General features: G+C 73.1%; 12 protein-coding genes. 8 read left to right on the forward strand and 4 right to left on the reverse strand.

Annotation, left to right across the window (positions count from 1 at the left end; genetic code table 11):
• The first annotated feature begins 23 nt into the window (after window positions 1-23).
• The gene (locus JOD46_RS17865; protein ID WP_204395815.1) at window positions 24-1,550 is read left to right on the forward strand and encodes a beta strand repeat-containing protein; all 1,527 of its coding nucleotides are present in this window, start codon (window positions 24-26) and stop codon (window positions 1,548-1,550) included.
• A 191-nt stretch (window positions 1,551-1,741) separates the two neighbouring features.
• Here JOD46_RS17865 and JOD46_RS17870 read toward each other — a convergent pair whose 3' ends face one another.
• Window positions 1,742-4,108 (reverse strand): esterase-like activity of phytase family protein, encoded by a 2,367-nt coding sequence (locus JOD46_RS17870; RefSeq protein ID WP_204395817.1) that lies wholly within the window; start codon window positions 4,106-4,108, stop codon window positions 1,742-1,744.
• Between the two features lie 89 nt (window positions 4,109-4,197).
• Window positions 4,198-4,842: a TetR/AcrR family transcriptional regulator gene (locus tag JOD46_RS17875; RefSeq protein ID WP_204395819.1), complete on the reverse strand. Its 645-nt coding sequence runs from the start codon at window positions 4,840-4,842 to the stop codon at window positions 4,198-4,200.
• Window positions 4,843-4,941: 99 nt separating this feature from the next.
• Between JOD46_RS17875 and JOD46_RS17880 the strand changes: the two genes are divergently transcribed.
• Window positions 4,942-6,453 carry an MFS transporter gene (locus JOD46_RS17880; protein ID WP_204395821.1) on the forward strand — a complete coding sequence of 504 codons (1,512 nt, stop codon included), beginning with the start codon at window positions 4,942-4,944 and terminating at the stop codon, window positions 6,451-6,453.
• Window positions 6,454-6,523: 70 nt separating this feature from the next.
• Here JOD46_RS17880 and yczR read toward each other — a convergent pair whose 3' ends face one another.
• Complete coding sequence (gene yczR / locus JOD46_RS17885; RefSeq protein ID WP_204395822.1) at window positions 6,524-7,966, reverse strand: MocR-like transcription factor YczR; 1,443 nt, start codon at window positions 7,964-7,966, stop codon at window positions 6,524-6,526.
• A gap of 66 nt (window positions 7,967-8,032) precedes the next feature.
• Here yczR and yczE point away from each other — a divergent pair, with 66 nt between their 5' ends.
• Window positions 8,033-8,749, forward strand: a complete 717-nt coding sequence (gene yczE, locus JOD46_RS17890) for a membrane protein YczE (RefSeq protein WP_239562881.1) — start codon at window positions 8,033-8,035, stop codon at window positions 8,747-8,749.
• Between the two features lie 69 nt (window positions 8,750-8,818).
• On the opposite strand, the gene JOD46_RS17895 is transcribed toward yczE, so the two are convergent.
• Window positions 8,819-9,577: a MerR family transcriptional regulator gene (locus JOD46_RS17895; RefSeq protein WP_204395825.1), complete on the reverse strand. Its 759-nt coding sequence runs from the start codon at window positions 9,575-9,577 to the stop codon at window positions 8,819-8,821.
• 199 nt (window positions 9,578-9,776) lie between these two features.
• Between JOD46_RS17895 and JOD46_RS17900 the strand changes: the two genes are divergently transcribed.
• From JOD46_RS17900 to crcB, 5 genes are read left to right on the forward strand one after another with little or no spacing between them, the layout of a single operon-like run.
• On the forward strand, window positions 9,777-10,619 hold the full coding sequence (locus JOD46_RS17900) for a DUF4097 family beta strand repeat-containing protein (RefSeq protein WP_204395827.1): 843 nt from the start codon (window positions 9,777-9,779) through the stop codon (window positions 10,617-10,619).
• Entirely contained in the window at window positions 10,616-11,230 is a 615-nt protein-coding gene (locus tag JOD46_RS17905; RefSeq protein WP_204395828.1) for a PadR family transcriptional regulator, read from the forward strand. Before JOD46_RS17900 ends, JOD46_RS17905 begins: the two co-directional genes overlap by 4 nt.
• A 20-nt stretch (window positions 11,231-11,250) precedes the next feature.
• The gene (locus tag JOD46_RS17910; protein WP_204395830.1) at window positions 11,251-11,808 is read left to right on the forward strand and encodes a GNAT family N-acetyltransferase; all 558 of its coding nucleotides are present in this window, start codon (window positions 11,251-11,253) and stop codon (window positions 11,806-11,808) included.
• A gap of 9 nt (window positions 11,809-11,817) precedes the next feature.
• Window positions 11,818-12,237: a fluoride efflux transporter FluC gene (locus tag JOD46_RS17915; protein ID WP_307835089.1), complete on the forward strand. Its 420-nt coding sequence runs from the start codon at window positions 11,818-11,820 to the stop codon at window positions 12,235-12,237.
• Window positions 12,234-12,602, forward strand: coding sequence for a fluoride efflux transporter CrcB (gene crcB, locus JOD46_RS17920; protein ID WP_204395838.1), 369 nt, complete (start codon window positions 12,234-12,236; stop codon window positions 12,600-12,602). The genes JOD46_RS17915 and crcB overlap by 4 nt, the downstream gene beginning before the upstream one ends.
• The last annotated feature ends 5 nt before the right edge of the window (window positions 12,603-12,607 follow it).

Raw genomic sequence — 12,607 nt, forward strand, 5'->3', positions numbered from 1 at the left:
CCATTCAGTCAGGAGTACACATCATGAAGCGATTCGCCACGAGGGCGCTGTACGCGACCCTCTTCACCGGGGGGCTCATGCTCCTCGGCGCCGGCGTCGCGCACGCCTCGGAGACGAGCGGCGACGACGGCCTCCTCTCGGGCTCGCAGCTCGGGATCGCGATCGAGCTGCCCGTGACGATCAGCGGCAACTCGCTGTCGGTCATCGGCGACTCGTCGTCGAGCGACGCGACCACCGAGGTCGCCACGACCGAGGTCGCCACCGGCGACCAGGGCGGTGCGGATGCCACCACCACCGGCGAGGACTCCATCCTCGGCGGCACACAGGGCATCGTCGACGTCGACGCCCCGATCACCATCAGCGGCGACGCCGTGTCGGTCATCGGCGACTCGTCGTCGAGCGACGCGACCACCGAGGTCGCCACCGGCGACCAGGGCGGTGCGGATGCCGCGACCACCGGCGAGGACTCGATCCTCGGCGGCACGCAGGGCATCGTCGACGTCGACGCCCCGATCACGATCAGCGGCAACGCCGTGTCGGTCATCGGCGACTCGTCGTCGAGCGACGCGACCACCGAGGTCGCCACCGGCGACCAGGACGGTGCGGATGCCTCCACCTCCGGCGAGGACTCGATCCTCGGCGGCACGCAGGGCATCGTCGACGTCGACGCCCCGATCACGATCAGCGGCAACGCCGTGTCGGTCATCGGCGACTCGTCGTCGAGCGACGCGACCACCGAGGTCGCCACCGGCGACCAGGGCGGTGCGGATGCCACCACCTCCGGCGAGGACTCCATCCTCGGCGGCACGCAGCTGCTCGGCGGCATCCAGGCACCGGTCACGATCGGCGGCAACGCCGTCTCGGTCATCGGCGACTCGACCAGCGAGGACGCGACCACGGTCGTGCACACGGGCTCCGGTGCCGGCGACGGCACCGACGCGTGGACCTCGGGCGAGGACTCCATCCTCGGCGGCACGCAGCTGCTCGGCGGCATCCAGGCCCCGATCACGATCGGCGGCAACGCCGTCTCGGTCATCGGCGACTCGACCAGCGAGGACGCGACCACGGTCGTGCACACGGGCTCCGGTGCCGGCAACGGCAACGGAGCGTGGACCTCGGGCGAGGACTCGATCCTCGGCGGCACGCAGATCCTGCCCGGCCTGTCGCTGCCCGTCACGATCGGCGGCAACGCCGTGTCGCTCATCGGCGACTCGACGACCGACGGCTCGACGACGGTCGTGGACCCCGTCGACCCGACCGACCCCGTCGACCCGACCGACCCGGTCGACCCGACCGACCCGGTCGACCCGACCGACCCGACCGACCCGGTCGACCCGTCGACGCCCGGCACCCCCGGTGACGGCGGCGCGGACTCCGGCTCGGACACCTCGACCGGCTCGTCGGTCGCCGCGTCGGCGCCGCTGACGTCGGCCGCGGGCGGGCTCGCCTCGACCGGCGTCGACGCGGGGTTCTGGCAGCGACTCGCGCTGTTCCTCCTCCTGACGGGCGGCCTGCTCGTCGGGGTCCGGCGGTTCGCACTGCGCCGCTGACCGGATGAGGGCCCGGCGCCGCCCTGCCGGCGCCGGGTCCCGTCCCAGGGCGGCCCGTGCCGCCCCACGATCCCCCCTGCCGCGTATCGGGTCGCGGCACGGGCCGGTCGCGCCCTCCTGGAGCGCGACCAGGCGGGGCGGTGGGTATCGGGTCCCACCGCCCCGCTCTCCCGTGTCCGCGCCGCGCCGGGTCAGAACAGGTCGGCCGCCGACCCGAGCCGGAGGAACACCGTCTCGCCCGTGGCATCCTTGAGCCCGTCGTTGTCGGTCACGGCGTACACGGCGCCGTCGGCCGCGATCGTGAGGCCCTCGAGCTTCTCCTGCGTCCAGCCGTTCGTGGCCCGCAGCGCGGGGAGCACGTCGACCGCGTCCGCCTTCTCGAGCACCGGGAGCTGGCCAAGCGCGCCCAAGCCCGTGACGCCCTCGACGCCGCCGAGCTCGACCGTGGTCACGCGCTTGACCGCCGCGGCCGGGCCGTTGAGCTTGTCGCGCTCGATGAGCGCGAGCGTGTCGGCGTCGACCGCCACGATCTCGGAGAGGCCGAGCCAGTCGCCCGCGACATCCGTCGACTCGAGCCGGTAGCCGAACCAGGTCCATGCGCCGGTGGCGACGTCGTACCGGCCGATGCGCGTCACGCCCTCGCCGTCGATCGGGCCGGTCGCCGCCGCCGGGTCGGTCCAGAGCGGCCGCTGGAGCGCGACGTACACGATCTCGGCGCCGGACTCGCCGGTGACGGCGGTGACGCCCTCGAGCCCCCACTTGCCGACGTGCGCGGTGATCTCGAACGGCAGCGACACGGACTGCACGATCGCGCCCGCGGCATCCGTTCGCACGAGCGCGTTGCCGGCGCCGGTCGATCCCTCGACGGCGAGCCAGTAGCCGCCCTGCGGGCGCGCGAACAGGCCCTCGATGTCGAGGCTCGCGGGCGAGCCGGCCTTCGTCACGACGAGTGCGTCGGTGATCCGTGCGGGCGTCGAGGCGACGTGGACCGTGTAGACGGTGCTCCGCTTGAGCGCCGAGTCGCTCGCCGCGTAGATCGTCGACGCGTCCACCGGGTCGGCGGACAGCGCGCCGAGCGCCTGCCAGCCGATGGCGCGCCCGTCGACCGAGTCGGCGACGATGCTCGGCCGGCCGGCCTCCCCGTCGCCGACGCCGTAGACGTTCACGCTCGCGCGCACGCCGGCCGACGCGTCATCCACCTCGCTCGACACCGCGAGCAGGTCGCGGCCCGGGATCGGCAGGATGCCCTCGGGGCCGTTCGTCGCGAAGAGCGTCTGGACGTACGCCGGCTCGGTCGGCTCGCTCAGGTCGTAGACGACCACGATGTTGCTGCGCTCGCTCGCGACGAACGCGTAGGGCGTCCCGCCGAACTCGGCGATCGCGAGCCCCTCGGGCTCGGGCCCCTTCTTCGCCGCGCGGTCGTCGTTGTAGACGCCGTGCGCGATCGCGAGCTGCTCGAAGGTGTTCCCGGCGTCCCAGACGGGCTCGCCGTTGGTGACGTCGAAGACCGACCAGCCGCGCGTGCCGCCGGCCAGGTCGCCCTCGTTCGCCGTCGCGACGTGGTGCGCGTCGACCCACGCGATCGCGTCGGGCTCGCGGGGCACGCTCGTCAGCGAGCCGGATGCGTCGATGACCTTGTCCTTGACCGTGTCGAAGCCCGCTGCGGTGACCGTGCCGGTCGAGAACGCGCCCGTGAGCGTGCGCGTGCGCACGTCGACGAGCGCGACGCCGTTGTTCTCCTGGAGGGTCACGGCGAGCGTGCCGTCCGGCCCGAACGCGACGTACTCGGGCTCGGGGTCGGTCGGCGCGAACACGCCCGCGGCGGTGAGGGTGCGCTGCGCGGCCGCGCTCGAGAACGAGACCGGCTGCGCCTTCCAGCTCGAGGGCTTGGCGGCCGTGAGCTTCACGACCTGCACGAAACCGCCGGGCGCCTGCGGCAGGCCGCCCTCGACGCCGTCGACCTCGAGTTCCTCGTCGCGCTGATTCTCGATCGCGATCGCGACGTACTTCCGGTCGGGCGAGACCGCGATCGAGTCGGGCTGGCCGCCGAGGTCGATGCTCGCGACGCGCTCGCGGTCGGAGAGGCGCAGCACGTCGAGTCGACCCTTCGGCGCGGTGAACGCGCCGCCGGTCTCGTCGATCACCACGAGCACGTGGTCGCCCACGATCGAGACCGACGTGGGCTGGTCGTCGGCGTGGCCGAGTTCGGCGAGGTCGACCGTGCCGAGCCCGACGGGATGCGACGGGTCCGAGAGGTCGAGGAAGCCGATGCGCTTGCCCGCCGCGTCGGTGTACACGAGCGTGCGCCCGTCCTCGCTCACGGCCGAGATCTCGGCGACGGTCTCGTCGGCCGGGTCGACGCCCGCGGGCACGTTCTGGAACACGGGGTAGGTGGCGAGGCGACTGAACGCGGCGACCGGGGCGGCGCTCGCGGACTCGGTCGCGCTGGCCGGCGCGACGGCCGTGCCGGCCAGCGCGGGTGCCGTGCCGAGTGCGCCGAGTGCGAGGGCGGATGCCGCGACCGCGGCGGCGCGGCGTGCGAGGAGAGCTCGCTGCATGGGATGGCTCCTGTCGGGTGGGGACGGGTCCCCGCCACAGTGCCCGGAGCGGTCGACGTCGCGGTGTCGCCCGGGTGAACTCCCGGCGTCTACGGCGTCGGGCGCCGCCCGGCGTGCGCCGCCGGCAGCACCACGCCGTCGATCAGCGACACGAGGTAGTCGGCGTCGATGGGACGGCGTTCGACGAGCTGGCGGTGCGCGATCATCGCGGGCGCGACCATCGCCAGCAGGTCGACGTCGACGTCGGCCGGGATCTCGCCGCGATCGACGGCGCGCTGGAGGAACAGCCGGTTGACGGCCACGCGCGGCTCGATGATCGCGGTGCGCACGGCGTCGGCCAGTTCGGGCGAGCTCGAGACCAGGCTGAACAGCCCGGCCATGACGCGGAGCTTCCGTTCGCCCTCCTCGACCGTGCGCGGGCGGATCATCGCGACGAGGTCGCCGCGCAGGCTGCCGGTGTCGGGCAGGTGCTCGGGCGCGAGCTCGTTCGCCTTGAGACACGCGACCGCGTCGACCACGAGGTCGGCCTTCGACGGCCAGCGCCGGTAGATGGTGGCCTTCCCGGCCTTGGCGCGCGCGGCGACCATGTCGATGGTCATGCCCTCGTAGCCGGTCTCGGCGAGCACCTCGACAGCCGCGTCGAGGATCTCGGGGTCGCGCGTGTGGTCGCGCTTGCGACCGAGGCGAGCGGATGCCGCGGGGGGCCCGTCGACGGACGGCTCCAGCTGCGTCATCCGGTCCTCCTGCTCGTCAACCTGCCCGGGTGTTGCAGCCATGTTACTTCAGGAACTGTTCATATCCGAAACTGTCAAGTCTCGTATAGAGTGGCCCGCATGCCACACGACCCCGCTCTCCTTCCACCACTTCCCGCCGCGCCATCCCGCCGCTGGTGGACGCTCGCCACCGTCGCCCTCGCCCAGCTCATGGTCGTGCTCGACGCCACCGTCGTGAACATCGCCCTTCCCGCCGCACAGGCCGACCTCGGCTTCACCGACGGCGAGCGCCAATGGGTCATCACCGCCTACTCGCTCGCGTTCGGCAGCCTGCTCCTGCTCGGCGGCCGCATCTCCGACCTCTGGGGTCGCAAGCGCACCTTCATCATCGGCCTCGTCGGCTTCGCCGCCGCGTCGGCCCTCGCGGGCGCCGCTCCCACGTTCGGCGTGCTCGTCGGCGGCCGGGCGCTGCAGGGCGCGTTCGGCGCGCTGCTCGCCCCGACGGCGCTCGCCGTGCTCACCACGACCTTCACGATCCCCAAGGAGCGCGCCCGCGCGTTCGGCGTCTTCGGCGCGATCGCGGGTGCCGGCGGCGCGATCGGCCTGCTGCTCGGCGGCGTGCTGACCGAGCAGCTCGACTGGCGCTGGAACCTCTACATCAACGTCGTGATCGCGGCGGTCGCCGTGGTCGGCGCCGCCGTGTTCGTGCCGCACCTCGAGCGCACCGGGCCGCGCCCGAAGCTCGACCTGCCCGGCACCATCCTCGTCTCGGGCGCGGTCTTCCTGCTCGTCTACGGGTTCTCGCACGCCGAGACCGACGGCTGGGACTCGCCGCTCACGTGGGGCATGCTCGCGGCCTCGGGCGTGCTGCTCATCGCGTTCGTGCTCTGGCAGCGACGCGCGGCGCACCCGCTGCTGCCGCTGTCGATCGTGCTCGACCGCAACCGCGGCGCGGCCTACGCCTCGGTGCTCATCGCGGGAGCCGGCATGTTCGGCATCTTCCTGTTCGTCACGTACTACCTGCAGACCTCGCTCGGCTACACGCCGATCCAGACCGGCCTCGCGTTCCTGCCGATGATCGCGATGCTCGTGCTCGCCGCACAGCTCTCGACCAACCTGTTCGTGCCGCGCTTCGGGCCGAAGATCATGGTGCCGATCGGCATGGTGCTCGCCGCGAGCGGGATGGTGCTGCTCACGCGTCTCGACCTCGACAGCGTGTACGCGGCCGACATCATGCCCGCGCTCATGGTGATCGGCTTCGGCATGGGCTCGATCATGCCCGCCGCGATGCAGACCGCCACGCTCGGCGTCGACCGCGCGTTCGCGGGTGTCGCCTCGGCGACCGTGAACACGAGCCAGCAGGTCGGCGGCTCGATCGGCACGGCCCTGCTGAACACGCTCGCGGCGACCGCGGCGACCGACTACGTGGCCGCCCACACGCCGCCGACCGAGCAGGTGCTCGCGGATGCCGCGATCCACAGCTACACGGTCGCGTACTGGTGGGGCGCGGCGTTCTTCGCCTTCGGCGCGGTGCTCGCGGCGCTCCTGTTCCGTCACCGGAACGAGCTCGCGCACCACGCCCCGCGCGAGGGCGAGGCGGCCGTGGCCGAGGAGCCCGTCGTCGCGCACTGACCGCACGATCCGGTCCGGACGCACCCGGATCCGCCGGCCGCCCCACGGCGGGCGGATCCGGGTGCGCCGGTCACACGACCGCGGCGAGCACGCTCTGGTCGGGCACGGGCGTGCGGGCGAGCGATCCCCACGCGCGGCGGAGCGCCCGGACCGCGGCATCCGTCGCCTCGGCCGAGTAGCAGATCGGCAGGCGCAGGAAGCGCTCGAACGCGCCGTCGATGCCGAACCGCGGGCCCGCCGCGACGAGGAGCCCCTGGGTGCGCGCGGCGAGCGCGAGCTGCGAGCTCACCGGGGCGCCGAGCCCGACCCACGTGACGATGCCGCCGTCGACGTGCGGCACGTGCCAGTCGGGGAAGGCGTCGGCGAGCAACCCCTCGAGGCGGTCCCGCCCGGCGCGGAGCTGCTCGCGGCGCAGGTCGAGGATGTCGTCCATGCGGCCGAGCAGCCGCGTCACGATGAGCTGCTCGAGGATCGGCGTGCCGAGGTCGCCCGGCGAGCGCACCGACAGCAGTCGCCGGATGAGCCCGCGGTCGGCGCGGATCCAGCCGACGCGCACGCCGCCCCACACGGTCTTGCCGACCGAACCGACCATGACGGCCGGCCCGTACGCCGCGAGCGGCTTCAGGTCGAAACCGCGGTCGATGTCGAGCTCGGCGGTGGTCTCGTCGGCGATGATCACGGTGCCCTGGCGCGCGGCGGCGTCGAGCACGCGCTCGCGCGCCTCGGCGCCCAGGGAGCGACCCGTGGGGTTGTGGAAGTCGGGCATGAGGTACGCGGCGACGGGATTGGCGTGCCCGATCGCACGGACCAGGTCGGCGGCCTCATCGGTCGCCCCGAACCCGTCAGGGCCGGCGTCGTCCGGCGCGGTCGCGACCGTCACGAGTCGCGCGCCGGCCCCGCGCAGCGCCTCGTAGGCGTGCGGGTAGGTCGGTGCCTCGATCAGCGCGCGGTCGCCGCGTCCGACGAGCGCGCGCGAGAGCAGGGCGATCGCGTGCTGCGCGCCGATGGTGACCATGATCTGCTCGGGGCTCGTGGGCAGACCGCGCGCGGTGTAGCGGTCGGCGATCGCGGCCCGCAGCTCGGGCGTGCCGATGGGGTCGAAGCCCGGGTCGCCGAGGTGCGCCGGCAGGTCGTCGACGGCCGCGCGCGCGACATCCGGAAGCCAGGGCAGCGCGGGCAGCGCCGCCTTGGAGAAGTCGATGTACTCGGCCGCGGGCGGGACGGGCAGGAGGGCCGGCGCCCCGGGCAGGCGCGCGACGCTGCCCGAGCCGCGCACGCTGTGCAGCAGCCGCTGGTCGCGCAGCTCGCGGTAGGCGGCGGTGACCGTGGTGCGGCTGAGTCCGAGCCGCTCGGCGAGGTCGCGCTCGGCGGGGAGGCGGGTGTCGACCGGGATGCGACCGTCCAGGACGAGCAGTCGGATGCGGTCGGCGAGCGCGCGGTAGGCGCTGCCGCCGTCGCCCCGCCACGCGCCGAGGAGGGTCTCGAGGGCGCGGGCACTGAGATTGGCTTCCATGGTGCGAGCCACTTTAGCGGGATTGGCTCTTTGCGAACAGGCCAATCGTCGGATTGGATTGCTGACATGGTCCGCCTCCGCCCCCTCCGCTCCGCCGATCCGGCGCCCGTCTTCGTGCGCCGGCTGGTGCAGCTGTTCGTCGGGCTGTACCTCTACGGCCTCGGCATCGCGCTCATCGTGCGCGGCGAGCTCGGCGTCGCCCCGTGGGACGTGCTCACGCAGGGCATCGCGAAGCAGACCGGGCTCGGCTTCGGCCTCATCACCGTCATCACGAGCGGCGTCGTGCTCCTCCTCTGGATCCCCATCCGGCAGAAGCCGGGGTTCGGCACCCTCATGAACGCGCTGCTGGTCGGCCCGTTCGCCGACCTGTCACTCTGGCTGATCCCGCCCGGGCTCGACCTGTGGGCCCGCGTCCTCATGCTGTTCGGCGGCATCCTCGTGCTGGCCGTCGCGACCGGCCTCTACATCGGCGCGCACTTCGGCCCGGGCCCGCGCGACGGCCTGATGACCGGCCTGCACCGCCGCACCGGCTGGAGGATCTGGATCGTCCGCACCGGGATCGAGCTCCTGGTGCTGGGCACCGGGTTCCTGCTCGGCGGCAACGTCGGCATCGGCACGCTCGCCTTCGCGCTGCTCATCGGCCCGCTGTGCGGCTGGACCATCCCGTTCTTCGCCGTGAAGCGGCGAGCGGATGCCGCGACGGCGCCCACCACGAACCGCGGCGGGGTGCCGGACCGGGACATCCCGCACCCCGCCACGGGAGCGGCGCCCGTCCAGGCCTGACCCCGCGCTCGGGACCGCCTCCGCTTCGAGCGAGCACGGATGCCGCGGGGCGCGCTCCCGCGGCATCCGCTACAGGTTCGCCTCCGCGAACGCGCGCAACGCGTCGCGGACGAACCTCGCTCCCGACTCGCCGCCGTAGTTGGCCGCGAATCGCTCGTCGGCCACGTACATCTCGCCGAGGCCGACGACGTACGCCTTCGCGTCGCCGCCGTGCTCGGCCGTAGGCGTGCCCGGGATCCCGGTCAGCCACTCGACGTGCCGGCGCGCGAGCGCCTGGGCCTCGTCGCCGCCGGGGTCGATGCCCCGCTCGGCCGCCGCGATCCAGTCGCGGCCGAGGCTCGCGGCGCGCTCCTTCCACGCCTGCCGCTCGTCGTCGGCCATGCCGCGCCACCAGGCGTCGCTGCGCGCGTACACGTCGCGACCCCAGCGCTGCTCGACCTCCTCGCGGTACTGCGTGTGGTCGAACCCGTCGAACATGTCCTTCGCCATGATCTCTCCACCTCCTTCCACTGCCTCGATGGTGCGTTCCACCGACGCGACCTGCCGCGCGAGCCGCGCCTGCTCCTGGCGGAGCCACGCGAGGTGCGCCTCGAGCGCGCGCGACTCGTCGCGCTGCCCGTCGAGCACCTCGGCGATGGCCGGCAATCCGAGGCCGAGCTCGCGCAGCAGCAGCACGCGCTGCAGCCGCACGAGCGCCGGCCGGTCGTAGTACCGGTAGCCGTTCGCGCCGACGCGGCTCGGCGCGAGCAGCCCGATGTCGTCGTAGTGACGCAGCGTGCGGCTCGTCGTGCCGGCGAGCTTCGCGATCTCCTGGATGGACCAGTCCATCGTCGGCCCCTCTCGTCGTGTCGGTTCGATTCGACTGTAGAAGTTGACGCAGCGTCAAAGTCAAGCGCCCGGTCGCATCGAGACCCACCAGGGGAGGCTTGTGCCATCCGCCAACGCGATATATCGTGAATGGCAGAACGCGATATATCGCGAAGCGGGCGCGGCGAACTCCGCTCGCCGACAACGAAGGAGCACACGCATGGCCATCGAGAAGTGGGTCGTCAACCCAGGAGAGACCCGGGTCATCGACCTCGAACTCGTCCGCAAGCTCAAGGTCAGCCTCATCGGCGGCAAGGTCGACGTCATCGCGCACGACGAGCCGGGGGCCCGCGTCGAGGTGTCGAGCGTCACCGGCAAGGACCTCATGATCAAGATCGACGGCGACTCGCTCGAGATCGACCACCCGCAGCTGCGCTGGGACAACTTCATCGAGGTGTTCAAGGGCTTCACCGGCAGCGCGAAGGCCGTCGTGTCGATCCTCGCGCCGCGGCACATCACCATGAAGCTCGGGGTCGTCTCGGGCGACGCGCTCGTCTCGGGCTTCGACGACGACGGCCGGTTCAGCTCCGTCTCCGGCGACCTCGTGATCGACAACCACGCCGGCGACATCGAGTGCTCGACCGTCTCGGGCGAGGTCTCGGTCGGCGACCACACGGGCCGGGTCACCGCCCACACCGTCTCGGGCGACGTCACCGTCACCGGCGAGGTCACCTCGTTCAACGCCGACACCGTCTCGGGCGACATGATCCTCGACGTGCGCGGCACGCCGAGCCGGGTCGACACGAACGCCGTGTCGGGCAACCTCACGCTGCGCTTCGACCCCGGCAGCGGCGCCCGCTACCGCGTGAACACCGTCAGCGGCAAGCTGCTGCTCGACGACACGCAGATCAAGGGCACGCTCGGCAAGGGCTTCGAGCGGGTCACGGGCGAGCTCGAGGGCGTCTGGCTCGACCTCGCGGCCAACAGCGTCTCCGGCGACATCTCGGTCATCCGGCGCCAGCGCGCCGGCACGGCACCCGACGCGGGCGAGGCCTCGGCATGACCCCGCCCGTCTTCGCCCACGGCAACCTGCGGCTCTACCTGCTCGCGCTGCTCGAGGAGCGGCCGCGCCACGGGTACGAGCTCATCCAGGCCCTGTCCGACCGGTTCGGCGGCACGTACTCGCCGAGCGCCGGCACCATCTACCCCCGGCTCGCCAAGCTCGAGGAGGAGGGGCTGGTGACCAAGCGCACCGACGGCCGCAAGTCGGTGTACGAGATCACCGACGCCGGTCGGGCCGAGCTCGAGTCGCGCCGACACGAGCTCGACGCGATCGAGGAGGACGTGACCGACTCGGTCCGCCGGCTCGCCGAGGGCGTGCGCGCCGAGGTCGACTCGGCGATGCGCACCCTGCGCGCCGAGCTCGCCAACGCCGCGCGCGAGGCGCGGAAGGCCGCGACGACCGAGCCCGCGACGCCGCAGCCGTCGGCCGAGTCGACGCGCGCGATGCACGAGGCCGACCTCGTGATCACCGAGTTCCGCCAGCAGCTGCGGCTCGAACTGCGCACCCAGGCCAACCGGGGCCGCGTGAGCGGCGACACCGTGTCGCTGCTCCGCTCGCGGCTCGCCGACGTGCGCAGCGAGGTGCTGCGCGAACTGGCCGAGCGCAGCTAGCAACCCCTGCCTCGACACGGATGCCGCCGGCCGATGTCGGCGGCATCCGCTTGTCTGGTGGCATGCCGGATGTCGCGTTGCGCCCGTGGTCCGACGGCGACCTCGACCTGCTCCGCCGGGCCAACGCGCCCGAGCTCATGGAGCAGCTCGGCGGGCCGGAGTCCGACGCGAAGGTGGTGGACCGGCACGAGCGCTACCTGCGCGGCCGCCGCGACGGCAGCTCGTGGATGTCGGCGATCGTCACCCCCGAGCATCCCGAGGGAGTCGGCACGATCGGCTTCTGGCCGCACGAGCACCACGGTCGCCCGGCCTTCGAGGCCGGCTGGACCGTGCTGGCCGAGCACCAGGGCCGGGGCATCGCCGGAGCCGCGCTGGGCCTGCTCGTCGACGAGGCGCGTCGCGTCGACCCGGCCCGTGCGCTGCTGGCGTTCCCGCGCGTCTCGAACGCGCCGTCCAACGCGATCTGCCGGCGGGCGGGGTTCCGGCTCGAGGGAGTCGAGGAGTTCGAGTACCCGACGGGCACGTGGCTCCCGTCGAACGTGTGGGTGCTCCCGCCCGAGCACGGCTCGACGGCGTAGCCTCGACGCGTGCTCCCCTATCTCGCCGTGTTCGCCGGCGGCCTCGTCGGCACCGGACTGCGGCTCGCGATGGACCTCGCACTCCCCCACCCCGACTCCGGGTTCCCGTGGTCCACCCTCATCGTCAACCTCCTCGGCACGTTCGCGCTCGGGTGGCTCGCGGGCGGGCTCTGGACCCGGCCGAGCGTGCCGACCTGGCTCAAGGCGGGCGTGGGCTCGGGCGTCGTCGGCTCGTTCACGACCCTCTCGGCGGTGATGGGCTCGGCAGCGATCCTCGGCCGCGAGGGCGAGGCGTGGCTCGCCGCCGCCTACCTCGGCGTCTCGATCGTGGGCGGCCTCGCCGCCGCGACCGCAGGCCTCAAGGTCGGCTCGTCGATCGCCCACCGCCCGATGCCCGTCGAGGTGACCGACGACGGGGCGACCCTGTGACGCCCCTCGCGGTCGCCGCGCTCCTCGTCGCCGGCGCGATCGGCGCGGTGATCCGGTACGCGCTGTCGCGCGCGTACCCGGTCCGCCCGGGGCACCTGCCCGGCGGCATCCTCATCGTCAACGTCGTGGGCTCCGGCGTCGCGGGCGCGGTCATCGGCTTCGCCGAGCGGGCCGCGCTCGCCGACGACCTGCGACTCGTGCTCGTCACCGGGTTCTGCGGGGGCTTGACCACCTTCAGCACCTGGTGCGTCGAGACGATCGAGCTCGCCGACGGCGGGCGCTGGCGCGCGGCGATCCTCAACGTCGTCGTGACCCTCGCGCTCGGTCTCGGAGCGGCCGTCGCCGGCTATCTGCTCGCCCGGTAACCGGC

Origin of the sequence: Agromyces aurantiacus, from assembly GCF_016907355.1 — a bacterium.
Taxonomy (GTDB): domain Bacteria; phylum Actinomycetota; class Actinomycetes; order Actinomycetales; family Microbacteriaceae; genus Agromyces; species Agromyces aurantiacus.